Below are 21,286 nucleotides of genomic sequence, written 5' to 3'. Positions count from 1 at the left end.
GTCGCGACGGCGGACGCCTGGAGCAGCGCGGTCATCGCGAGGCCGCCTCGCCGGCGGGCTCGCCCAGGCGGGCCAGCATCTTCACTCGCCAGCCATGGATCTGCTCCATACCGCGGTTGAGCTTGGCAGCAAGGTCACGGCCGGACAGGTGGATGTAGGTGAGCGTCGACTCGGTGTTGCGGTGGCCGGCGAAGGTGGCGATCGCGTGCAACTCCCAGCCCATCCGGGCCAGATCGGTCAGGCACAGGTGTCGCGTGGTGTGGGTGGAGAACCGGGGAGTCTCGGCGGCGAGCGCGATGCGTCGGATCACCTTCGACCACGTCCACAGGGTCAACGGCTGGGCGTGATTGCGCCGTGATTCGGACAGAAACAGCAAGCCGCGGGCCCGGCTGATCGTCGCTCGGTGCGCCAGATATCCCGACAGCAGGACCCCGGTCGGCGCCGAATACGGCACGACCCGCTCCAGCCGGTTCTTGGTCGTCTCTGCCCGCACTCGCAGCGTGCGGTGCGCGGGGTCCAGGTCGTCGGTGCGTAGCGAGCACAGCTCCTCTCGGCGCAGCGCCGCGTCGTAGGCCAGGGCGAGCATGACGCGATTGCGGATGGGCTCGGCCGCGGCGACGTCCAGAATCGTGAGCCACTGCTGTTCGGTCGGGATCCACGGCAGCTTCGTCATTCTGGGGACCAGTCCGCGCTCGTGCCCGCCCCGGCGTCGGCCCGGCGTGTAGCGGCCGCGGCTGACTGGGTTGGACTCTCGCAGCCCTTCCTCCATCAAGTAGTCGTAGAATAGCCGGACCGGTACCAATCGCTGCTGGATCGTGGCGTTGGCCAGGCCGGATCCGGAGTCGATCGAGATCACGTTGACGCCGCGGTGACTGGGACGTGCCGTCAGCTCTCGCACGTAAACGGCTATGTGCGCGCGGTTCGCGGTGAGCGGGTCTACGCCCGTGCGGTCGCACATCGTCAGGTACTCGGCCAGGCCGCGGGCGTAAGCATCGATCGTCCGTGGTGCCCGGCCGAGATCGGTCCAGACTTGCAGCCACTCGGCCGCCCGCTCGTGGCGCCCGAGCACCGGCCACTTTTGCTGCAACATCGTTTCAGTGCTCAACAGCTCACCTCAGTTCCGTGGTCGTACGACAAGCAAGGATCTCCCTGCCGTCTGATTCCACGTAACTAATAGCTGGATCGTGGAACGCTCACTGTCCTGGCTGATGCGCGCCCGCCGCAACTCCCGCGACTACGAACGCATACCCGAGCATGCCGAAGCCCACATCACCTGGGCAAACATCACCCTCATGACCCGCCGGATCACCCGCGCGAAGAAGCAGGAGGCCACCCTTCCTGCGACGCTGGCCGCCTAACGGTTCTACGCAGAACCCCGCTACCGACTCAGCGCGACGGCGCGCGGCTAACGCATCAAACGGCGGACGGTCGCTGCGATCGACAGCACGATCGCCGCGATCGTCAACACAATGGCGGCCACCAAGCAGACCCACTTCACTGCCGCCGCGGCTAACAGCGCTGCCTGGCTATCCCAGGAGCCCCACAAATACTGCTCGGCCACGAGGCCAACGATGGTCAACACGAACGCCGCTCCCGCTGCCAACCACAGCTGGGTCGAGCTGACGCTGCGCTTCCCACTCGTCGGTGTCACGTTCATGGATACAGCCTGCCATCCAGGTTCCCGCCCCGTGCACTCACCCCACGTCACGCTGATCATGGCTCTCAAGGCGTTCGGTATAGCGTCACGGTGACGCCATACCGAACGCCGGGCCCACGACTCTCGGTCAGCCCCAACCGCACTAGCTGCGAAACAGGATGCGAGACTTCCCAATGTCGTTGTCAAGCGGCGGGTGGCGGCAGGGTGGGCGTGATGGGACGGCGCGGCGAGGTTGATCGGCCTACTCTCTGCACGATGATCCGACATGCCTTTCTGGAAGCCGCTGAGGCCGCCGCGGCCCTGCTGCGAGAGCCGGTCTTGGCCGAGCGATGGTCCAGTCCCAGCGCGCTGTCCGACTTCTCCACCGGCGGCCTCGCCCGGCACCTCGCCAACCAGATCACCCACACCGTCACCTATCTCGCCGCCGCGCCTGGCCAGTCCGCTGTTCCGGTGCTGGAGCACTACACCGGTAACAGCTGGGTGACCTCGGGTGTTGACAGCGCCGATAACGCCGACATTCGCCACCGCAGTGAACAGGCCGCCGCCGCGACGACGCCCGACGATCTCGCCGACAGCGTCGGCGCCGCGTTGCACGAGCTGCGGGATTCGGTGCCGGCGCAACCTAAAGGCCGCATCGTCGATCTTGGCGCCTGGGGCCTGACGGTCGATGACTTCCTGCTGACCCGTGTGATGGAACTGGTCGTGCATGCCGACGACCTGGCCGTCAGCCTGGACATGGCCACGCCGTCGATGCCCGACGCCGCCACCGAGGCGACGATTCAGCTGCTCAGCCGCATCGCGGCATGGCGACACGGGCCGATCAATGTGGTCCGGGCCCTAGCTCGGCAGGAACGGGCACCCGTGTCGATTGCCGCTCTCTAACGGTGCTCACACCGGGGCGCTGACAGCCTCTTGGGTTCGGTAGAGCGACCCGTCAGGCACCATGGCCCACAGCACGTTGGCTCGGCGTCGGGTCAGGCAGAGCAGGGCCTGTTGGTGGTTTCGGCCTTCTTGGCGTTTGCGGTCGTAGTAGCTGCGTGAGGCGGTGCAGGTTCTCAGGCTGGCCAGCGCGGATAGGTAGAAGGCGCGCAGTAGGCCGCGGTGGAAACGGGTGGGGCGGCGCATGTTGCCGTTGACTCGGCCGGAGTCACGTGGCACCGGCGCCAGGCCGGCGAAGGTGGCCAGGCGGTCCGCGCTGCCGAAGGCTGTCAGGTTGCCGCCGGTGGCGGCGAGCAGCTCCGCTCCGAGGCGAGGTCCCATCCCGGGCAGGCTTTCGATCACCTCGGCACTCGGATGCTGCGCGAACCGGGCCTCGATGAGCGCGTCGACCTGAGCAATCTCGGCGTTCAACGCCAGCACACCGGCGGCGAGGCGGGCCACGATCGTGGCCGCCAACTCCTTGCCGGGCAGCGCGGTGTGCTGGGCCTGGGCGGCCTCGACCGCGACGCGGGCGAGGTCGGCGGCTGCCCGCACGTGGCGGCCGGCCAGCCATGCCTGCAGGCGCCGCACCCCCATGCGGCGGATCGCCCCGGGTGTTTGATAGCCGCTGAGCAGGATGACCGGTCCCTGGTTGGTCAGCGTCAGCGCCCGCTCCAGGGCGGGGAAGATCTCCAGCAGCTGGGCGCGGAGCCGGTTGATCTGCCGGGTGCGGTCACACACCAGATCCGTGCGGCGGGTGATGAGGATCCGCAGGTCCACCGTCACCTCGTCGCCCGGGCGGATGACACCGAGGTCGCGGCGCATCCGGGCCTGGTCAGCGATGACATACGCGTCCTTGGCGTCGGTCTTGCCCTGCCCACGGTAGGACGCCGAAGCACGATGCACCGCCAAGCCGGTCAGGTAGACCATCGGCTGCTGGGCGGCCAGCAACAAACCGATCAGCAACGTGGCGCCGCCCCGGTTGACGTCCACAGCCCACACCACGTCCTGCGAGAGGGTCCGCACGTCGCTGACCAGCCGCAGCAGCTCCTTCTCGTCGTTGAAGACCCGGCGCGACAACAACCGCTTGCCCTCGCAGTCGATCACCACGCAGTGATGATGTTCCTTGCCGATGTCCACACCGGCCCAGATCTTCGGCATCGCCACCTCCGCCAGCCGCTCGTCGTGATCAGCCCGCAGACGACCTCGCCGGCACTGTCCTACAAAGCGATCAAGCCGCGCATCCCAATCAGCGGTCGAGTCGTCACGGAGTCTCGGGCGGCCAAGTCTTTGAAGCCATCCCGCGGCAACAGCCACTGAGCCATACCCGAGACCCTGGGGTCAACCGGTCCAACGAACGACCGCTGCGACCCGTCTCTGCAACGTAGGACAGCCACTGAGACAGAAACACCGAGGGCGGGTGGCAACCGCACGCGGCTGGATCGATCTTCGCCATGACCGACGGGGTGCAGGCGGGCCGCTGCGGCACGTGAAGTCGGGCGGCCAGGGCCTCGGCGGATTCTCTCGGGGGCAGCGGTCGTCGACGGCCGCGAAACCTCACGGCGCGGTGTCCGAGCAAAAGGTTCGCCGCGCCCTCAGCGCGGGTATTCGGATGCGTCCGCGTCGATACGCGCCGACGATCGGTGCGGGGTTGCTACCCCGGCGCCGCGGTTGCCAGGAGCGGGTTGCTACCTGCCGGGCCGGCGACTTGCTACCCCAGCTCGGGGCGAGTTGCTACCCCTGCAGCCGGCAACTTGCTACCCCCAGGCAGGTCTATTTGCTACCCCTGCAGCCGGCGACTTGCCACCCTCACGCGCGGGTGTTTCTACCCGTCGGCGCTAGCAACCGGCTGCCCGGTCCGCGCGCGGTTGCCACCCCCACCGCCGCCCATATGCGCCGCTGGCAATCGGCGGTGTTTCTACCCCTCGACCGGCACGTGTTGCTAGGCCCTTGAGCTGCCGTTTTCCACCCACCGTCGTCCACCGCCGAGGCCACTTGCCTCCCCGCCAACGGCGGTGTTTCTACGCTCAGAGAGCAAGGTGTTTCTACCCCTGGCACGGCAGGATTGCCGCCTTCTCTAGGACCAGTTGCCGCTTGATCGGGCGCAGGTTGCTACCCCCTTTGCAGAGGCGGACTTGCCACCCGCCAGCGGGGGCGGTTGCTACCCAGCGGTCGAGTCACTTGCCACCCCGACCGCCCCCGGTTGCCACCCGGAGGCCGACGCCCACTTCGCGCCGGGCAGGCGCCCGGCCGCAGTCCTCACATGAGGAAGGGACGGCCCCGGCCGGGAGTGCAACCTCCCGGCGGGCGCCGTCCCTCCACCCTGCAACGGGTCAGCGTGCCATCGCGGGTTCCCGGGTGCTGTGGCCGCCGGCGGCCGCGGCGGCCGGCTCCGGCGCGGTGCCGCTTTCTCTCGACCGGGAAGGCTGCGACGGCACCGCGGCCGGCGCGGGCTCGTCGGCGTTGTCGCGCACCGCTCGGGTGCCGGTGTCGGCCGACGCGGCCGCCCCCTCCTGCATCCGCAACTCCTGCAGGCGCTGGGCGGTGAGCAGCCCGTCCTTGCCTGCGGTGCGGATCTTGCTGAGCGTGCGCAGGGCGATGCCCGTGCGCTGGCGCAGGATCTGATTGGTGGCCGTTGGTTCCGCGGTCATCGTCAGCCAGACAGTCAGCCACTGCGCGTAGTACTTCGCCGTGCTGGGGACGGCCGGCTCCGCAGCGCGCTTCTCAGAGGCGGTCGACTTCTCCCCGCGAGCGGCATCGTCCGCGGCGCGAGGTCGGTGACCGCTGACCGCCGCCGGTTCCTCCTGCGGTGTGGGCTGCGGCTGCGCCAGAGCCGGCGCCGCCGGCGCGACCGCGCTTGGGGTTACGGCGGCGGCGACGGTCGGTGTCGGCATCAAAGCCGCCAGGACTCCGGGCTGGGTAAGCTGCTCGGCCTGCCCGGCCCGGTTGACCCGGCGTTGCACCTCGGCGAGGTCGTCGTCGGTGGCGGTGAGGCTGAGTCTGGCCAGCTCGGTCTTGACCTTCACCTTGCGCTTCTCGTCCAGCTCGCCGTTGTGCAGCCGGTGCGCCAGCATCGCCATCTTCGTCAGCCGCCGGTCAGCGATCATCTTGGCCAGGTCGGGATCCTCGTCCGGGATGAACCAGCCCCGCCGCTCGGCGATCCGCATCGGGCTGTGCGCGAAGCGGCTGCGGCGCGCGCGCTGGCCGGCGGCGGTCAGCGCCGCCCACCACATCAAAAAGATCATGACGGGAATGGCCAGGCGCAGAATCTTCTCGGTCGTGGTGGGCGCGCCGCTGGCCACGACCACACCGGACATCAGGGCGATCAACGCCGCCACATAGAGCATCGAGCCCGGATGGCCCGGGGTGATCACCTTACCGTCGGGCCCGTACACGGTAGTGTTGCGGTACTGCTCCGCGGCGAGGCTGGTCGCCGTGAGGAAGCAGATCTCGAACACCGCGAAGACCAGCACCGCGAACAGTGCCGGCAGGCGCAGGGTGTCGATGGCGATGTACCACATGCCCTCGGCGTTCAGCATCAGCGCCAGGTTCATCGAGGCCGACAGGGCGATCGGCCGCAGCGGCCGCCCGCTCCGCTTGACCCGCACGATCATGACCAGCAGCAGCACCAGGCCCAGCACACCGGTCCCGGCCAGCAGCGGCACGGCGTAGTCGTACGCAAACGTCGTCAGATCCGCCCAGCTCACCGGGCATCCCCTTCCTCGACCGTGTCCAGCGTCGCCGCCTGCACCGCCTCGCGGCGTTCGCGACGCAACTGCTCCAGGTACGCCGGCAGCTGGTCACGGTTACTGATCGCCAGTAGCAACAACGCGTCGATCACCTCGTGCTTCTTGATCTGCGCACCGCGGCGCAGCCACTCCTCCTCGACGGCGGCCGCGAACCGCCGCACGAGGTCGACCCCGTGATACAGGGTGTCGCGCTTCATGGCGGGGAACACCGCCTCCGACGACGCCGCGTCTGCTACCGGTGCGCTCATCGAATCCCCCGCGCTTCGAGAACAATCATGATCGCGGCAGCCTACAACAAGTAGGACATGTACTACGTGTTGGACACGGCGGACACGTACAACACGTTGGACACGGGACGGGGGACTCCCCTCAGCCGAAGAACCCGACCATGGCCAAGGTGGTCATCCCCGGAGCTCCTGGAAGATCCTCGGCGCGCACGTCCGGCTCGACCGATACATCCCCGGCACCTCGCGGGCCGACAGCGGAGGCGGCCAGCACCAGCGCCTGCTCGGGCGTAGCGTCACGAATCATGGGCGCGGCGATGCAAACCCCCGACGGCACATGGCGGGTGGAGCCTTACCTGCGCCCCCGTACGCGCTCGTGGTGGTATCGCCTGGTCGGCCCGGCGAGCGACAACGTGATCGAGGATCTCTCGATCGGCGCCGTCGAGCGGCTGCTCACGGAGATGGGCTACGACCTGGCCGATCTCGTTGACGTCCCCGCACCCGGCGGCGGCTCTGACCGGCGGTCGAGCGAGAGCGCCTGACCGAAACTCTGCGAAGCACTCGTCGACGAATCTGGCGAAAGGACTTGTACGTGAGCGACTGGAACGGGGCTTCCAGCCGCAGACCTCCGTCGTCGGCAAGACACTGTCCGCGGGAACCGTCGCCTACGGGCTGTATGCCAACCCCAAGAGCGGCAACCAGGGCAGCATCTTCACCGACGGGCAGATCACCGGCTGGGACCTGCACCCCGGCGGCGACCCGGGCGAGGACGCCACCAGCGACGAGGTCCTGCTCAGCTACCTGTATCGCTCCAGCGCGGCCGGCTACGCCTGCGCCTACGTGGACCTGCGCCCACCGAGCGCCCGCCCGGTCACCGGCCCCGCGGACACCTGGGTTCTGTTGCCATAGCGCGACTACTGGCGCGACTGATCCGGCCGAGTCACCAGAGCAGGCGCAGCCCCTGGGCCAACTGCTCGCGCACGACAGGGTTCGAAGCCGGTCGCGCCACCGCCGGACGAAGCAGGTGCACGGCCAGGGCGACGGCGGTACACAGGTCCTGCGTCGGGCGCCGCGAATTCAGCAGGGTGCCGGCCGCGTCGATGTTGCGGACGAGCTCGTCGTGAGCCGGCCCGTCGTCGACGAGCTCGAGCAGTTCCTCGCGGCAGTCCACCAGTGTGTCGGCGAGCGCGCGCAGCTGCGCGCTGTGCGCGTCCAGCCATTCGCGGGCCCGCCCCTCGTCACCAAGACTCCGCTCCCCCGCCGCGGCGCGCTTGCGTGTGAGCCGCGTGCGCCGGTCGTAGACAGCCTGGCGACTGCGCAAGCCCATCGGCGCGCCGTAGGTGACCGGGTGCACGCCGAGCTGGTAACCGGTCTGGAGCACGGAGAAGAGCCGCCGCTCGTACCGGGCGGTCTCCCGTTGGCGCTGATACTCCACAAGCACCGCCCGGTGCTCCAGCTCGGCCGCCCGCACAGAGGGCCCGACCCGACGATGCGCCTCCGTGTACTCCACCACCGCGTCGACGTCGAGATCGTCGAGCACGGTCGCAGGGAAGGATGCGTCCAGATCCGGGTCGCCGGCCTCCAGCCGTAGCTGCCGGATACAGGCCGCTGCCTGCGCGGCGTCAGTGATGCTGTAGCGCGGGACTGGCACCTGAGGAGTACGACTCACACGTCCAGCATGACAGGTGTAAAGATAATCTTTACACCTGTCGCACCCCTGGCGACGCCCGCTGCTCCCTATCCCGTGACCTGGGGTTATGCACGACGACCCTGCACTTGATTGAAGCCGAACCCCGCCTTCATGACGGCTCGGCGCCGGAGCCCCGAAGCCGCGGCGCTCGCAGCCCACCCTGCGGTTCTCCCGTTTTTACGGCCGTAAAACCGGGTTGGATCGTTCCCGGTTCGCCGCACTGGAGTGAGACGCGCAACGAGGCGCCCTAAGCGTGGTCAGGTGCGTGCGCAGGTAGCGGTGTGGTAGTGAAGTGACGCAAGTTTCTCAATCCATGGAGCCTGGGCCGTGACTAATGATGAATACCTCGAGTCAGACCTGCCCGATGAGGTGCCAGGCGGCCGGCACAGTGCCCCAGTGCCGGAGCGCGGCAAGGGTGCATGGTTGGCGCAGTACGGCCTAACCCCGAGCGACCTGGCGGGCTTCACCGTAGTGGTAGCGGCGTACAAGGGAGGGGTCGGCAAGACGTTCCTCGCGTACGAAATGGCCTACCTGCTGGGAGCCGTCCTCCTCGACCTGGACTGGGACAAGGGCAACGCCAGCGGAGCGTGGGGCTACCGCGAGGAACAACGCGTCAACCGGCCACTTCTGGACGCGCTTGAGACCGGCCGTGTGCCACGGCCGCTGGCCGGTGGACCGTGGCGACCCGACCTCGTTCCCTGCGCCAAGGAGTTCGGCCACAACCAGCCCTCGGCCGAGCGCATGACGAAGACCATCGAGCGCTGGACGGCGCAGTGGGGGCAGGAACTGCAGTGCCCTGTGGTGATCGACACCCACCCGGGCGGGACGCCCTCCACATTCGCGGCGGTCGCGGCGGGCAACCTCGTGCTGACGCCTGCGGTGCTCCGCGAGCGCGACATGGCCGCCACGGAGGACATGCTCGAGGAGCTGAAGTCCTATCCCCTGCTCATCGTGCCCAACATGGTGCCGCTGAGCCCGCCGGAGCGCTACATCACACGGCTGGAGCACGCGGCTGGACGCGCTCAGGCCCCCATTGGACCGGAGATCAGTGAGTACAAGTGGCTGGGGGGCCGGACCCGGCGCATGGCCGTGACCGCGACCGACCCAGTGCCCAAGCGGGCGAGTTCTCTCGTAAGCGAGCTACACAAGTTGGGGGAAACGGTGGTGGGTTATGCCCGAGCAGCGTGACGAGGTGGCGCCGGTTCAGCCGGCGAAGGGCCTCCGTGACCGCAAGGCGGCTGCGGCAGCTCGCCGGCAACCACGGAGCGTGCCGCCGCCGGCCCACATCCGTCCGGAGCCGGTGACGGTCACTCCCCTAGCGGCTGCCGTAAAAACCGGCGCCCGCCCGACGGTCCCTACCCAGACGACGGTCGCGGCCGACTCTGTGGCCCCCGTCCCGCCGGCGGGCTCGTTCTCGGCTCCCATCGCTAAGGTGGCGCCCAACCCTCGCAACACCCGCGACATCGACACCCGCCCGGACAAGCTTGCGGGCCTGCGGGCGTCGCTCCGCGAGCTTGGCCAGATGCAGCCTTCCGCGTGCGTCACCAGGTCGTCGTACCTCGCCCTCTTCCCGGAGGACGAGGAGACGGTCCCCCACACCTTCGAGTGGGTGCAAGTCGGCGGCGGCCGCCGCCGGGCAGCGCTACTCCTCGAGGGCATGGAGACCATTGAGATCCGGGTTCGGGACAGCCTCGCGGCGACCCGCGTCTCCTTCATTCGCGCGATGGCCGACGAGAACCTCGCGGACGAGTCCCTCGACGTCGTCGAGGAGGCGTTGGTCGTGCAGCAGCTCCTCGCCGAGCTTCAGTCCGGCAACGCCGTCGCCGAACTCCTGGAGCGCACCCCCGGCTGGGTTTCACAACGCAAGAACGTCCTCCTTCTGCAACCCGAGGTTCAGGAGCAGATGCGCACCTCTGGCGAGGCTCGCCTGTCGCTGGAGGAGGTCAGGAAGGGCAAGTGGCACCTGGACAGCCGGGAAGAGCAACTGGCCAACTTGCAGGCTTGGCGCCGCCGCCGCGGCCTGATCAACATGGACGCCGAAGCAACTCCCCCGCCAGCACCACGGCCACGTGTATCTCGAGTTCAAGCTGCGATTCAGCGCCTGGGAAAGACCCCAACGGCGATCGCTCAGACCCTGCGATCCGAGCTCTCCGCCGAGCAACGCCGGGAGCTGGCGAACGAGCTCCTGCGCGACTGACCGACCTTCGGCACGTTTTACGGCCGTAAAGAGCCTGTCCTCAGGACGCTCTTTACGGCCGTAAAAATTCTGCTGCGATCTCACAGGGAGGCGTCAGCCAGCTAGCACCGCCGGGGGAGTGAACCCCCGCTGACTGGCGCGGCGGGCGCCGAGGATGAGGGAGGGGTCGCGGTCGAGGTTGTGTCGGTCGCGGTCGTAGCGGCGGGTGGTCCGGGGGTCGGCGTGGCCCATGGCGTCCTGGACGTCCTCGAGCGGGACGCCGGCCTCACGGGCGGCGGTGGCGAAGGCGTGCCGCAGGGAGTGCGGTGACAGCCGGTCGGCGGAGGCGATGCCGGCGGCTGCGGCGAGGCGTCGGAGCCGGATGAAGACGTTGGGTTCGGCGAGCCGGCCGGCGGCGCCGTCGGTGCCGGTGGTGGCGAACAGCGGCCCGGTGAGCTCGGAGACCGTGACGCCCTGGGCGGCGGCCCGGGCGGCGAGGTATTCGTCGATGGCGTCCGAGGTGTGTGAAGGCAGCGGCCGTTCCCGCTCCTCTTTGCCCTTGGCGAGGAAGCGCAGGGTGCGCTTGCCGCTGTTGTGGGTCAGCTCATCAACGTCGCGGTCCAGTGCCTCGCTGACACGCAGCCCGAGGTCGGCAAGCAGGCGCAGCAGGGCCCGGTCGCGTAGCGCGGCGAGGTGCCGGGCGCGACGGGCCGGAGTGGGCTGGGCCTCGGCGTTAACGGCGCGGTTTGCGACCTCGTGATCGGCTTGGTCGAGCAGCGCGTCGACCTCATCAGAGGTGAGTCCGGCGGTGGGGGAGTGGCACGACACTCTCGGTCGTTTGAGACCGGCGGCCGGGTTGCGGGCGACCTGGCCGTCGGTGTTGACGACCAGGTGGGTGTACCAGCTAGACACCGAGGCGAGGGCTCGAGCCACAGTGGCCGCCTTGGCGGTGCGACCGGCCGGGCCCTGCAGCTCGCGCCAGACCCGGTACTGGGCCAGGTCGGTGGGCCGGGCGGTGAGCGGGTCGAGGCGTTCGCGGTCGCACCAGTGCAGGAACGTGGCCAGGTCGCGGTCGTGGGCCTTCTCGGTGTGCACGGATTCGGCTTCGAGCAGCCAGGCCGCGGTGAGCCGGCGCACGCTGTACCGGGAGCCGTCGTCGGCCGGCAGCCCCGGGTAGGCGGCGACTCGGGCGGCGACGTGCGCCATCCGGGCGCCCAGGGTCGGGCCGGACCTCGGGGCCGTGGCTACCGCCTGTGTGGCCTGCGTGGTCATGACAGGTCCTTGGGTAGAACAGTGCGCTTGTCAGTGCGGCAGTGGGCGAGCTGGGTGGACGTTAGGCCCAGAGCAGCCTTGAGGTTGGCGCCGCTCAGGTTGGCGCCGCTCAGATCGGCGCCGCTCAGATCGGCGTCGGCCAGGTGAGCGCCGGCCAGGTCAGCGTCGGCCAGAACTGCGTCGGTGAGGTTTGCGCCGGAGAGATCAACATTCCACAGCTCCGCGGCGGTCAGATCGGCTCCGGTCAAGTCGGCGTCGGTCAGGTTGGCGGCGGTCAAAAACGCGCGACGCATGCGAGCGCCTTTCACTGAGGCACTGGACAGATTGGCATGGCGCAGATCGACTTCGAGGAGCAGCGCTTGGTCTATGACGGCCTCGTGAAGGTCGGCGCCGTGTAGGCGCGCATATACAAGGTTGGCTCCGGTGAGCGTGGCCCGGATGAGGGTGGCGTCCTGCAGATAGGCATGAGTGAGGGCTGCGTCGACGAGGCGGGCTTGATAAAGGTTCGCCTTGACCAGTCGGGCTCCACGCAAGTCGGCGTAGTACAGGCCGGCGCCGGTGAGGTCGATCGGGCGGGTTTCCTGCCGGTGTGGTCGACGGCCCAGCACGGTGAGGGCGGCCTGGACGTCGGTGGTGGGAGACGGCCAGTCGTATCCGTCCGGTGGGTCATAGACGACACCGTCAACGTCGGGAGTCGGTGCAGTGCGCTTGAGGCCGATGGTCTGGTCGCGGACGAAGGCGGCGAGGACCTCGACCACGGTGGGGTGCTCGCGCTCGGACTCGGTCATGAGGTGTTCGAGGGCGTAGATCCCTCCGAGGCGTTCGGTGAGCTTGTCGGAGGCGAGCTGGGTGATGGCTTTGGTGTAGCGGTCGGTGAGCTGCCCGCGGCGGGTCAGGAAATACGTGCGGGCGGTGAAGCCGGCGCCGGTGGCCAGCACGAGGCCGCCCACCGCGGCGAGCAGCACTTGCCGAGTGGCGTTGCGCGCATCCGCCTTGTCCTTGCCCTGCAAGTGCTTGGCCGGGGTGGCCCACCACGCGATTGGCCCGAGCAGCGCTACCAGCAGTCCGGCCGCGGCTAGCAGCGCCAAAGGCAGCCAGAAAGCGGGGGAGCGCAGTACCCGTCGTAGTCGAGGTACAGAGGGAGAGCCCGCATACGCCATCTCCATAGGATAACAGTCATTATCCTATGGTACTTACTCTTGCGCAGTTAGAGTTATCGGACTGGTTAGCCGGGTTAGAGTTTCTGCTAACTAACTTGTAGTCTTCCGGAATGAGTGCGGAGACGGCCGGTGAGCAGGCCAAGACGCTGCCTTGTGAGCGCTGCGGGCGTCCGATTCCGCAGAACAGCACTGGTGGACCGCGGCGACGGATGTGCAAGCAGTCGCCGGATCACCCGGGCAAGTCCTGCCGCGAGGTCGCCGACGCCGAACGCGACGCCCTGGCCCGCGTCGGGCTCGGCGAAGCCGCCACCGCCCTGCGCCCCGAGCTGGAGGCGCTCCGCGAGCTCGTCGGGCCCTTCGGCGGAGCCATCGCTGCGCTCGAGGCCCGCCTCGCACAGATCGAGCAGGTCGCGCTCGACCAAGTCCAGGACGCCCACGACCAGCAGCTACGCGCCGAGGCCGCCCAGCGCACCGCCGAACGCGAAGCCCGCGAGGCCGAGCAGCGCACCACCCGCGCCTACGAGGTACGCGACGAGGCCATGGCCGAGCGCGATCTCGCGGTGGAGGACGCCGGCCGGTACCAGCGCGAGGCTGACGCGGCGATCAGCCGCGCCGTCGAGGCCGAGCACCGGCGCGGGCAGGCCGAAGGCGCCGCGACGGAGCAGCGCCGTGCTCTCGACGCCGAGGTCGAGCGCCGCACCGCGGCGGAGGTCGAGACCGATCGGCTGCGCGCCCAGGTGCAGGCTCAGCAGCGGGAGCTGGCGCAGGTCCGCGACGAGCTGGTCGACGCGGAGCGCCGGGTGGGGGAGGCCGGTACCCGGGCCCTGGCCGCCGAGGCCGAGATCCGTAGCCACGAAACGGAGAAGGCCGCGTTGCAGGCTCAGGCCGCGCGCGACGCCGCCGCCCTCGAGCAGCTGCGCCGCGAGCACGAGGAGCTCGACCATCGGCTACGCCAGGCCGACCAGAAGGCCGACGCCGCGGCGCAGCGCGCCGATGCCGTGCGCAGCGAACTCGACACCGTCCGCGCCGAGGCACAGCGCCGGGCCGACGACCTGGCCCATCAGGTCACGGCCGCGGAGCAGGCCCGCGACGACGCCGAACGCCGTTACACCGGCCTGCTCGCGGCTCTCGCCGGCGGCGGCTTTACCGCCACGGCCGGCGACCAGCCTGCGACAGGGGAGCGGCGGTGACCGGGCCGCTGCCCGCCGGGATGATCGGCTACCGGGGCGACGACGACGTGGTGCTGCGGCTCGCCTTGTTCGAGCTGTGGAAGTCGCGCTGCCACATGTGCGACCAGCCGCAGCTGTTCGGCAACACGCACATCGACCACATCATCCCGCAGAAGACGACCGACCAAGAGCTTCGCGACCTCATCACCCAGCACGGCCTGCCCACCGACTTCCACCTGCACCGGCCCTCGAACCTGGCCTTGATCTGCTCTAACGACAACAAGCGCAAGGGCGCCCGCCTGCTTCCGCTGCACTCCCGCGCGATGACCGACCTGCTTGACTTCGCGAGTAGGCATGCCGCCGAGGTGGAGCGCTTGGTCAGGGCACACGCCTCAGCCAACGGGGTGGCCCGGAACCTGATCCGGTCACCACCGCGGACTTACATGAACCGAAGACCCGCGACGCGTTCCTGCGGCACAGTCCGACGATCGTGCAGCACTCGGGTTCAATCCGGTTGCAGCAGGAATCTCGGGATTCCTGCGTCGTGTCCAGCTCGGTACTTGTTGATGGCCTGACAGGGACCGATTGGCGCTCGTGCTGGTCCGAGTGGCCCAGTGCCTGCGTGACGCTGCGTGAGGGACCATTTTGCTGTGCACGAAGATGCCCAATCGTGGAGCGACCCTGACCAGGCCTACCAAACGGTGACTAACTGGTTCCCACCTGGCGCCGGGCCACTACCGCCACGGGCAGGGCGGCCGCCAGTCGTTCTTGCCAGCGGAGTGCCTGCGGGTCCGCCGACAGTGATACCAGTCGTCATCTGGACCATCTTTTTCGGTGTTTTCGGCATAATTTCCGCAGCTCTTCGCGGCGACAAGGCTCGGCGACTGGGCGCAGACCAGAGCCCGTATTGGATCGCCTGGGGGGTCACCTGCTTCCTGAGCATCGTGCTGTGGTGGCTGGTAGGCCAATCAATAGTCGCCACCGCGTAGCCGCGCCGGTGGTCGGTGGGGTGTAGTGGCGCAGCGAGAGCTGGGTCAGTTCGAGCAGTTCCTCGATGCGGCAGCCGGTCCAGCCGCAGGGCTTCGACTTCTCAGCGCACGTCGTGCGAATGGGCCGCCGAGTCTTCACCGTGTTCCTCGTGCCACTTGCGGAAGCGAGTCTCAGGCCATGCCTCGGGCATGAAGTCGGCGGGGATGGAGTCCCGCAGAGCCGTCCCTCGGGCGATGTAGAAGCCGTGCTCTACGGCCATCACGATGAGCGAGTCGAATTCGATCTCGGCCCTCTTCAGCTCGTACTTCGCGTCGATGCCCCTACTGCCGGGCGCTTCGAGCGCGTCGGCCAGGCGGCGCTTCACGCGGCCGACGAAGAGGTCCTGTAGTTCCGTGTAACTGATCATGTCACCTGTCACTGTGGGTACGTTACGCAAGCCTCTGACCTGCGGAATCCTTCGAGAGGGCCGCACCCGGCTGCCGCCCGCGATGCGGCGAGTTCGTCACCTACGGCGATTGCCCTGCCGAGACGGCATGAGCTTGTAGAGATTGGCCCGGTCTGTGTACAGGTTGCGCGCCAATTCAGCGATGTTCATCTTCTTGTCTGCGTCGGTGTCATGCCTGTCGATGCTCTCCAGGATGATTCGCAGCGATTGCCGGGCTTGAAGCAGAGAAGCGTTCGCTGCCTCGCGTTGGATGAAGGCCTCAGCGACCTTCCGCATGCCCGGCGGCACAGGGATGTCGAAGTTGTTGCGGACTTCTCGGGCGAGTTGAGTCGCCTTGTTGGCGTATCGGCCGTGGGCTTCCAGCGGCTCCTCGTCGACCCAGAACTCGATGGTGCCGTTGTGCTTCGTCCGAATCGTGTACCAGTTCTGGGCTCGAACGACAAGGACAGCGTCTAGCCCCCAGCCGGTGAAGAACCGCAGCTCGGGAGAGTTGATCGCCAACTTCAGCAGCAGCCGTCGTGCGTCCGCGCGAGCTTCGTCTACCGACGTGTAACCGGCGCGGACGGACACTAGTTCGTTGGTCTCTTCGAAATGCCAGGATGGCCACTCATCGAGGTCGGCGCCCATCTCATCGTGGTACTTGAAGATTCCGTTCTTCTTCGCTTGGCGGTCGCCCGGGACCTCGGTGTAGACGATCTCCAGGACGGCTGGACCGTATTTAGGCAGATCCCATACCTCGATCAGGGTCTGGTCGATCCGGTAGAACTCCGGCGGGTCGAGGGCGGGAACCTCGCCCTCGTACTCGTCGCTCGTGATCCGCTGGATTGCTTCATCGATGGGGATGCGTGCTTCGTCGTTCAGCGGTTCGCGAACGGTCTCGGTGAGAGATGCGAGGGCCTCGGGGTGTTTCAAGAGTGCCTCCAGGTGTGTAGTAGGTACACGGTACACACCATGGGGTGACGATTGTCAAGGGCACTCCAGAGCTGTACGAACGGCCACACCTGACCGGGTGATTACCTGGGTAATCACAGGTGAATAGCGGCTATATTAGAGGTCATGTCAGACTTCGTTCCCGTTCCTGTTCCCGCCCACCTCGTCACCGATGTGATGGCCTACATCGCGCGCCGGACGTCGGGGCAGCAAGCCGAGCGCACCGACGAGGAGTTGATGGTCAGCAACCGTTACGGCCGGTTCCCTGACTGGCCCGTCGAGCGCCTTCGGCAGGTGCTTCTCTCGGCGGAGGCCGGTCCGCGGGCTATGGCTGACGTCTTGGACGCTCTCGGACCTCAGCCGGAGGAAAAGGTCGCTCTCAGCCGGCTTGCCGCTGCTACTGGCCGTAAGCCTGACTCGATCAAGAGCTCGCTCGCAGCGTTCACCAAGTGGGTGAAGAGAGAACTCAACGATGGGACTGAACCACGCAATTGGCCCGTCAATTACCAGGCACTACCGGGCGAGCACGTGGCGAAGGAAACCCACTACTGGATTACTGCGGTCACTGCTGAGCGGTGGCTGCGCTTGCGACGCGATGGCTGAGCCTAGAAAGCGCAGGACTAACCCGGCGCAATCTTCCCGGTCTCCGATCACGCTGACGGTGCAGGAGATCACATGAAGCCCGGCCAGGGACCACGCATCATCGCCACCGCCGCTGAACTCGCCGCCACAGCTGCCGCCTTTGCCCCGCAGGTGCCGGTCGTCATCGACGTCGAGGAGATCGAACCCGGCGCCGACCCGGACCAGCGCGACACCTGGGTCGTGCTGGCCGATGCCATCACCGTCCCCGCCGGCGACGACGGCAGGCCAGCCGGTCCGAAAGCGCACCGTGAGTTCCGGGAGAACGCGCCGGCGGTCGTGCAGAGGCTCGCCGAGATCGACGAGGACGCCATCGACTTCCGCATCACCCGCATCATCATGGTCGACTTCGACGAACGCGACTCGATGCCCGTCGCCCTGACCCTCGACACCCGCGGCCGCGCCGCGGAAGCCGTCATCAAGGACGTCTTCGGCTCCACCCTGCCCGACGCGCTGCGCGGGGGCATGGTCCTCTTGGCGGAGCAGGCCGATGCCCACGCCGAGGCCATCGTCCAAGGCTGCCGGCGCGGGAGCGACAACCGTCAGCGCGGTCGAGCCGGTATCGCCCCTCAGCGTCGAGCTCACGGTGACGGAGCTACGGCGTGACGGCGCCCGGCTGATGGTCGGCCTCGCCGGCGAACTGCACGGCTCGTACAGCGCCACGCTGACCCGGAACAATCCGTGGGGCGACGGCACCGACGACGTGCCTCTCACCGCGTACGTCGACCTGGCCGTCGAATTAACGATCGGCTGGGACCTCGCGGGTATGCCCGGCACCCCGGATCAGGCGCAGGTCGAGGTCACGGCGGACCTGCTGCAGCAGGCAGACGACGACCTGATGGCCGACGCATACGATCAGCGCGACGACGCCGCACCGCCGAAACAGGCCCGTTCGGAGGCCGAGGCAGCGGTCCGGCTACTCGAGGCTGCCTTCGGGCAGCGCCCCGGCGCCACGGACCAGGGCGGAACAGGGACGTTCAAGCGCTCGTGACATCACAATGGAACATCGCCGGCGGAATCACACTCGGCGCGCTGTTGACTCGCGCAACCCCCGGCGTGCAGCCCGACTACCTTTCCCTGGTGTCGAATCGCCAGCTCGACCGTTGGGGAACAACGGAACGGTCAGTAGCGCTAAGCATGATCTTGCGGTGATCGGCACGGTTGCGACAGCGGGAGCCCTTGGCAGCGAGCCGCGCGAGTGGCTGCCTGCACCGAGCAAGGATGATGGCGAGATGTCTCGCGAACAGAAGATCGTCTACGGCAAAGCTCGTGCGTGATCGTATTCCGGAGATCATCTCCGCCGGTGGTCAGACTCCAAAGGTCCGGGTGCTGGGCGCCCAAGAGCTACTTCCCGCGCTGATCGCGAAACTGCACGAGGAGGCGGAGGAAGTCGCCTCCGCCGAGCCGGCCGCGCGACTTGGCGAACTCGCCGACATCCACGAAGTGCTCGCCGCTCTGACGGCCGCACTCGGCTTCACCGAGGCCGAAGTGGATGAGGCGGCCGCCAGCAAGCGCGCCGAGCGTGGTGCGTTCGCGCGGCGCCTTTGGCTCGACGAGGTGCTCATCCCCTGACTCGCAGAAACGTTTCAGTTGCGAGACGGTTCGCCGTCGACGAAGGCCAGCACATGCAGCGTCTTGAAAATGCGCCCATAGCCGGCCAATGCCTCGCCGAGCTGGGTAAGGTTCCCGCCGGCCGACAGCACCCGCAACACGTCGTACGCCGAGACCTGCCCGGTGTGGATCGATCCGACGATGCGCAGCATGTCGGGCCAGTGCCGGCGAATCCGGCCGAGGTCGACGACCCCGCGGGCGGTCGCGTTCAGCGGACCGTAGTCGGCGGTGCGGTCGATGCGCCACAGCTTGGCGTCGGGCAGGTCGGCCAGCTGCGGCCGGTAGTCAAAACCCAACAACTGAAGCAGCCCGAAGACAACATCGCTGTAAGAACCGGCGTCGGTGATGATGACCTCCGGGCGGCGGCCGCCGTCGCGGCGGTACAGCAGGTCGATCAGGTGCATCGAGTCGCGCGGGGTGCCGGACAGCACCATCCCGGCGGTGCCGACGGCCTGGTCGCTGACCATGTTCAGCCAGGTCGCACCGCGGCGCTGGCCAGCCCGCCGCCCCACGCCCGGGCCACGCCGATGCCGTCCTGAGCGTCGATCAGCACCACGTTCGCCGCGGCGTAGGTCTCGGGCCGCAGGTAGTTCGCATCGACGTGGCTGATCCGGCCCCGGGTCAACGCCGACACCCCCTCGGAGACGACCGGCACGAAGCCGACGTTGAGCGCGTGCGCGGTCAGCGTCGCCGCGATCGTCACGTGCAAGTCGTCAAGGCGGGTCGCCGACCCGGACAGGGCGGTGAACGCGCCGGCGAAACCGGGGTACCAGGCCATTACCTCCAGAATCAGCTCACCCAGATCGATGCGCGGCAGCATCGCCTCCACCCGGCTGCGCAGGTCGACCAGGCTCGGTGGATCCGGCACCGCGGTGACCTTCTGTGCGTGCAGCCGGCCTTGGTCATCCAGCCGGGCCGCCGTGTCCACACTCAGCCCGGCCGCCACCTGCCGCCACGCCTCATTCAGCGCCGCGGCATGGCCGGCCAGCAGGTCGCGGGGTTCCTCGGGCAACTGCAGCGCGTTCAACGCCGGCGCTTTCGCCTGTTCCCAGGCATCGCCGTCGAGCAGCCGGGCCCGCGGGTCACCCCAGTGCTCGGACACCGCGGCGAAGATGTCACGGCGCTTGAGCCGCTGATGGAACTGCTCGAGCACGCAGAACACATACGCGGCCTTGTCCACCGTCTCGGCCGGCCGCTCCTTCGGGAAGACGAGCCGCTGCCACCACCCGGACGGCACCACCTCCACCTCGATTCGGCGGGCGTCGAGGAACCCGGCGGCGACCTTGCGACCCTGCCGCGCATCCAGCAGTTCCGGCAGCCCGTTCACCGCGTACAGCACCGGCGCGGCATCGGCCGTGGCACCGAACTCGATCACCTGGCACAGCAGCGGCACGAAACCGCGCACCGTGGCCATCCGCTCCAGCAGATGCGCCCGCCACTCCCCGTCCGGGTCGGCGTCCACCGGCGGCAGGATCTCCGCGATCCCGGCGACCGCCGCGCGCAGCTCGGCTCGGGACACCACGCTGTCGATCGCGTCCCACACTTGCTCGAGGCGGACCTGCTCGCCCCACTCGGCGGCCTCCAGCACCCCGACCGCGGCCGCCAACTTTCCGGCGTGCCGCGACACCTTCGGATAGCGGCGTAGCTTCTCCTTCTTCGACTGCCGCTCCGCCCGGCTCAGCAGCTCCATGGTCATCAACACGTCGAACAGCTCCAGCGCGTCGTCGACCGACGTTGCCTCCAGCGCCCGGACCGTGGCCAGCAAAGTCGCGAGCTTCCGCGCATACGGATGCCGGCGCAGCGTCGGCGCCTTCGCCTCCAACCCGTACCCGGCGAGCTCCCACACCCGCCGCCGCGGCACCACCCCGACATCCACGCCACCCAGGCCGAGGCCGGCGACCTCGCCGGCCCGTTGCAACGCCCGGACCATCCCGGTGCCCGACGTCCTGGTCACCGGCGTCCGCAACCTCTCCAGCTGCGAGAATCGGGAACCGTCCGGCACGTCGAGCAGATCCTCCAACAGCCGGGCCTGATCGGCCGAGACCAGCTCGGACAACCGCTGATACAGCCGGTCGGTGGCCTGCGCCCGCACCTGCGCCACCAACCGAGCCAGAGTGCTCACCGCCGGCAGCAGCACCTTGCGCTCACGCAGCCACCCCACCGCCGCTTCGAAGATCGCCTTCGGGCCATCGCCCGTCGTCCAGGCCCGGTCATCAATCCAGTGCACCAGGTCCGACTCGGCCGTAGTGAAGTCGCTGTATCCGTACCCCCGGGCGATCTCCCATTGGTGCTCGAACCGGGTCTGCCTGCGCCGCAGATACTCCTTGACCACCGATGGATCCGCCGCACCGACCTGCCCAGCGACGTAGTCGACTGCCTCGCTCGGCACATCCAGCGGATCCTCCAGGAACAGCCCCAGAGCCCGCACTGTGGCCACTTGCAACCCGAACCCGATCCGGTTCTCATCCCGGCGACGTCGAGCGACCAGGTCCCGATCAGCGTCATCAAGGAAGAACAGCCCCTCCAACTCTGTGGGCGTCAACGTCTCTGGAAATCGGCCGTACGCGGCCGCCTGCTCATCAGTGAGGAACTCAACCGGCACAGGCCAAAACGGTACGAGAGATCGAGGCCGATCGAAGTCCGACTAACGGTCAGC

24 protein-coding genes and 1 pseudogene are annotated in these 21,286 nt (G+C 68.2%); 13 read left to right on the top strand and 12 right to left on the bottom strand.

All coding sequences use genetic code 11. The annotated features are described in order from the left end of the window. Window positions 1-31: 31 nt before the first annotated feature. On the bottom strand, window positions 32-1,105 hold the full coding sequence (locus tag EDD30_RS37980; protein WP_071804593.1) for a tyrosine-type recombinase/integrase: 1,074 nt from the start codon (window positions 1,103-1,105) through the stop codon (window positions 32-34). 79 nt (window positions 1,106-1,184) lie between these two features. Here EDD30_RS37980 and EDD30_RS37975 point away from each other — a divergent pair, with 79 nt between their 5' ends. Further along, complete coding sequence (locus EDD30_RS37975; protein WP_123678931.1) at window positions 1,185-1,358, top strand: transposase; 174 nt, start codon at window positions 1,185-1,187, stop codon at window positions 1,356-1,358. 47 nt (window positions 1,359-1,405) lie between these two features. On the opposite strand, the gene EDD30_RS37970 is transcribed toward EDD30_RS37975, so the two are convergent. After that, entirely contained in the window at window positions 1,406-1,657 is a 252-nt protein-coding gene (locus tag EDD30_RS37970) for a hypothetical protein (RefSeq protein ID WP_071804595.1), read from the bottom strand. A gap of 255 nt (window positions 1,658-1,912) precedes the next feature. On the opposite strand from EDD30_RS37970, the gene EDD30_RS37965 reads away from it, so the two are divergent. Next, window positions 1,913-2,539 (top strand): maleylpyruvate isomerase N-terminal domain-containing protein, encoded by a 627-nt coding sequence (locus tag EDD30_RS37965; RefSeq protein ID WP_071804597.1) that lies wholly within the window; start codon window positions 1,913-1,915, stop codon window positions 2,537-2,539. Window positions 2,540-2,545: 6 nt separating this feature from the next. On the opposite strand, the gene EDD30_RS37960 is transcribed toward EDD30_RS37965, so the two are convergent. From EDD30_RS37960 to EDD30_RS39645, 4 genes are all read right to left on the bottom strand, one after another. Beyond that, entirely contained in the window at window positions 2,546-3,742 is a 1,197-nt protein-coding gene (locus EDD30_RS37960) for an IS110 family RNA-guided transposase (protein WP_211277739.1), read from the bottom strand. 1,166 nt (window positions 3,743-4,908) lie between these two features. Then, window positions 4,909-6,282, bottom strand: a complete 1,374-nt coding sequence (locus EDD30_RS37955) for a hypothetical protein (RefSeq protein ID WP_071804601.1) — start codon at window positions 6,280-6,282, stop codon at window positions 4,909-4,911. After that, the gene (locus EDD30_RS37950) at window positions 6,279-6,572 is read right to left on the bottom strand and encodes a hypothetical protein (protein WP_071804603.1); all 294 of its coding nucleotides are present in this window, start codon (window positions 6,570-6,572) and stop codon (window positions 6,279-6,281) included. The genes EDD30_RS37955 and EDD30_RS37950 overlap by 4 nt, the downstream gene beginning before the upstream one ends. A 121-nt stretch (window positions 6,573-6,693) precedes the next feature. Beyond that, window positions 6,694-6,855 (bottom strand): hypothetical protein, encoded by a 162-nt coding sequence (locus EDD30_RS39645; RefSeq protein ID WP_170047216.1) that lies wholly within the window; start codon window positions 6,853-6,855, stop codon window positions 6,694-6,696. Here EDD30_RS39645 and EDD30_RS37945 point away from each other — a divergent pair. Together EDD30_RS37945 and EDD30_RS37940 are read left to right on the top strand one after the other, a co-directional pair. Continuing rightward, window positions 6,854-7,090, top strand: coding sequence for a hypothetical protein (locus EDD30_RS37945; RefSeq protein ID WP_071804605.1), 237 nt, complete (start codon window positions 6,854-6,856; stop codon window positions 7,088-7,090). The genes EDD30_RS39645 and EDD30_RS37945 overlap by 2 nt on opposite strands. Then, complete coding sequence (locus EDD30_RS37940) at window positions 7,035-7,457, top strand: hypothetical protein (protein ID WP_071804607.1); 423 nt, start codon at window positions 7,035-7,037, stop codon at window positions 7,455-7,457. Before EDD30_RS37945 ends, EDD30_RS37940 begins: the two co-directional genes overlap by 56 nt. A 31-nt stretch (window positions 7,458-7,488) precedes the next feature. Here EDD30_RS37940 and EDD30_RS37935 read toward each other — a convergent pair whose 3' ends face one another. After that, on the bottom strand, window positions 7,489-8,217 hold the full coding sequence (locus EDD30_RS37935; protein WP_143162628.1) for a hypothetical protein: 729 nt from the start codon (window positions 8,215-8,217) through the stop codon (window positions 7,489-7,491). Window positions 8,218-8,565: 348 nt separating this feature from the next. On the opposite strand from EDD30_RS37935, the gene EDD30_RS37930 reads away from it, so the two are divergent. Next, a complete protein-coding gene (locus EDD30_RS37930) occupies window positions 8,566-9,426 on the top strand; it encodes a ParA family protein (RefSeq protein WP_170047218.1) in 861 nt (286 codons plus the stop codon). A gap of 244 nt (window positions 9,427-9,670) precedes the next feature. After that, complete coding sequence (locus tag EDD30_RS37925; RefSeq protein ID WP_143162629.1) at window positions 9,671-10,435, top strand: ParB/RepB/Spo0J family partition protein; 765 nt, start codon at window positions 9,671-9,673, stop codon at window positions 10,433-10,435. Window positions 10,436-10,528: 93 nt separating this feature from the next. On the opposite strand, the gene EDD30_RS37920 is transcribed toward EDD30_RS37925, so the two are convergent. Both EDD30_RS37920 and EDD30_RS37915 read right to left on the bottom strand, forming a co-directional pair. Next, window positions 10,529-11,686, bottom strand: coding sequence for a tyrosine-type recombinase/integrase (locus tag EDD30_RS37920; RefSeq protein ID WP_244945704.1), 1,158 nt, complete (start codon window positions 11,684-11,686; stop codon window positions 10,529-10,531). Continuing rightward, the gene (locus EDD30_RS37915; protein ID WP_148088185.1) at window positions 11,683-12,846 is read right to left on the bottom strand and encodes a pentapeptide repeat-containing protein; all 1,164 of its coding nucleotides are present in this window, start codon (window positions 12,844-12,846) and stop codon (window positions 11,683-11,685) included. Before EDD30_RS37915 ends, EDD30_RS37920 begins: the two co-directional genes overlap by 4 nt. Before the next feature lie 110 nt (window positions 12,847-12,956). Between EDD30_RS37915 and EDD30_RS37910 the strand changes: the two genes are divergently transcribed. Both EDD30_RS37910 and EDD30_RS37905 read left to right on the top strand, forming a co-directional pair. After that, window positions 12,957-14,036: a coiled-coil domain-containing protein gene (locus EDD30_RS37910; RefSeq protein ID WP_143162630.1), complete on the top strand. Its 1,080-nt coding sequence runs from the start codon at window positions 12,957-12,959 to the stop codon at window positions 14,034-14,036. Further along, window positions 14,033-14,590, top strand: a complete 558-nt coding sequence (locus tag EDD30_RS37905; protein WP_071804620.1) for an HNH endonuclease — start codon at window positions 14,033-14,035, stop codon at window positions 14,588-14,590. Before EDD30_RS37910 ends, EDD30_RS37905 begins: the two co-directional genes overlap by 4 nt. Window positions 14,591-15,105: 515 nt before the next feature. Here the strand turns inward: EDD30_RS37905 and EDD30_RS37895 are convergent. Together EDD30_RS37895 and EDD30_RS37890 are read right to left on the bottom strand one after the other, a co-directional pair. Further along, entirely contained in the window at window positions 15,106-15,411 is a 306-nt protein-coding gene (locus EDD30_RS37895) for a hypothetical protein (RefSeq protein ID WP_143162631.1), read from the bottom strand. Window positions 15,412-15,507: 96 nt separating this feature from the next. Continuing rightward, window positions 15,508-16,362 (bottom strand): hypothetical protein, encoded by an 855-nt coding sequence (locus EDD30_RS37890; protein ID WP_071804623.1) that lies wholly within the window; start codon window positions 16,360-16,362, stop codon window positions 15,508-15,510. 144 nt (window positions 16,363-16,506) lie between these two features. Here EDD30_RS37890 and EDD30_RS37885 point away from each other — a divergent pair, with 144 nt between their 5' ends. From EDD30_RS37885 to EDD30_RS37870, 5 genes are all read left to right on the top strand, one after another. Next, a complete protein-coding gene (locus EDD30_RS37885) occupies window positions 16,507-16,983 on the top strand; it encodes a hypothetical protein (protein ID WP_071804625.1) in 477 nt (158 codons plus the stop codon). A gap of 72 nt (window positions 16,984-17,055) precedes the next feature. Beyond that, on the top strand, window positions 17,056-17,625 hold the full coding sequence (locus EDD30_RS37880; RefSeq protein ID WP_071804627.1) for a hypothetical protein: 570 nt from the start codon (window positions 17,056-17,058) through the stop codon (window positions 17,623-17,625). After that, complete coding sequence (locus tag EDD30_RS37875) at window positions 17,606-18,010, top strand: hypothetical protein (protein WP_071804629.1); 405 nt, start codon at window positions 17,606-17,608, stop codon at window positions 18,008-18,010. The genes EDD30_RS37880 and EDD30_RS37875 overlap by 20 nt, the downstream gene beginning before the upstream one ends. Before the next feature lie 157 nt (window positions 18,011-18,167). Further along, entirely contained in the window at window positions 18,168-18,296 is a 129-nt protein-coding gene (locus EDD30_RS41695) for a hypothetical protein (RefSeq protein WP_280526232.1), read from the top strand. Next, window positions 18,289-18,591 carry a nucleoside triphosphate pyrophosphohydrolase gene (locus EDD30_RS37870; protein ID WP_084556360.1) on the top strand — a complete coding sequence of 101 codons (303 nt, stop codon included), beginning with the start codon at window positions 18,289-18,291 and terminating at the stop codon, window positions 18,589-18,591. Before EDD30_RS41695 ends, EDD30_RS37870 begins: the two co-directional genes overlap by 8 nt. A gap of 14 nt (window positions 18,592-18,605) precedes the next feature. Here the strand turns inward: EDD30_RS37870 and EDD30_RS37860 are convergent. Next, window positions 18,606-21,232: pseudogene (locus tag EDD30_RS37860) on the bottom strand (Tn3 family transposase). Window positions 21,233-21,286: the final 54 nt, after the last annotated feature.

Source organism: Couchioplanes caeruleus (assembly GCF_003751945.1).
GTDB classification, from domain to species: domain Bacteria; phylum Actinomycetota; class Actinomycetes; order Mycobacteriales; family Micromonosporaceae; genus Actinoplanes; species Actinoplanes caeruleus.
The sequence above is the reverse complement of the archived record's forward strand: the minus strand, read 5'-3'. Positions and strand labels throughout refer to the sequence as shown.

What these genes read in the sequence shown, in the direction of transcription:
- EDD30_RS37970 (WP_071804595.1), bottom strand. Translation starts at nt 1,657, where the DNA reads ATGAACGTGACACCGACGAGTGGGAAGCGCAGCGTCAGCTCGACCCAG.
- EDD30_RS37965 (WP_071804597.1), top strand. Translation starts at nt 1,913, where the DNA reads ATGATCCGACATGCCTTTCTGGAAGCCGCTGAGGCCGCCGCGGCCCTG.
- EDD30_RS37950 (WP_071804603.1), bottom strand. Translation starts at nt 6,572, where the DNA reads ATGAGCGCACCGGTAGCAGACGCGGCGTCGTCGGAGGCGGTGTTCCCC.
- EDD30_RS37945 (WP_071804605.1), top strand. Translation starts at nt 6,854, where the DNA reads ATGGGCGCGGCGATGCAAACCCCCGACGGCACATGGCGGGTGGAGCCT.
- EDD30_RS39645 (WP_170047216.1), bottom strand. Translation starts at nt 6,855, where the DNA reads ATGATTCGTGACGCTACGCCCGAGCAGGCGCTGGTGCTGGCCGCCTCC.
- EDD30_RS37920 (WP_244945704.1), bottom strand. Translation starts at nt 11,686, where the DNA reads ATGACCACGCAGGCCACACAGGCGGTAGCCACGGCCCCGAGGTCCGGC.
- EDD30_RS37915 (WP_148088185.1), bottom strand. Translation starts at nt 12,846, where the DNA reads ATGGCGTATGCGGGCTCTCCCTCTGTACCTCGACTACGACGGGTACTG.
- EDD30_RS37910 (WP_143162630.1), top strand. Translation starts at nt 12,957, where the DNA reads ATGAGTGCGGAGACGGCCGGTGAGCAGGCCAAGACGCTGCCTTGTGAG.
- EDD30_RS37895 (WP_143162631.1), bottom strand. Translation starts at nt 15,411, where the DNA reads ATGATCAGTTACACGGAACTACAGGACCTCTTCGTCGGCCGCGTGAAG.
- EDD30_RS37885 (WP_071804625.1), top strand. Translation starts at nt 16,507, where the DNA reads ATGTCAGACTTCGTTCCCGTTCCTGTTCCCGCCCACCTCGTCACCGAT.
- EDD30_RS37880 (WP_071804627.1), top strand. Translation starts at nt 17,056, where the DNA reads ATGAAGCCCGGCCAGGGACCACGCATCATCGCCACCGCCGCTGAACTC.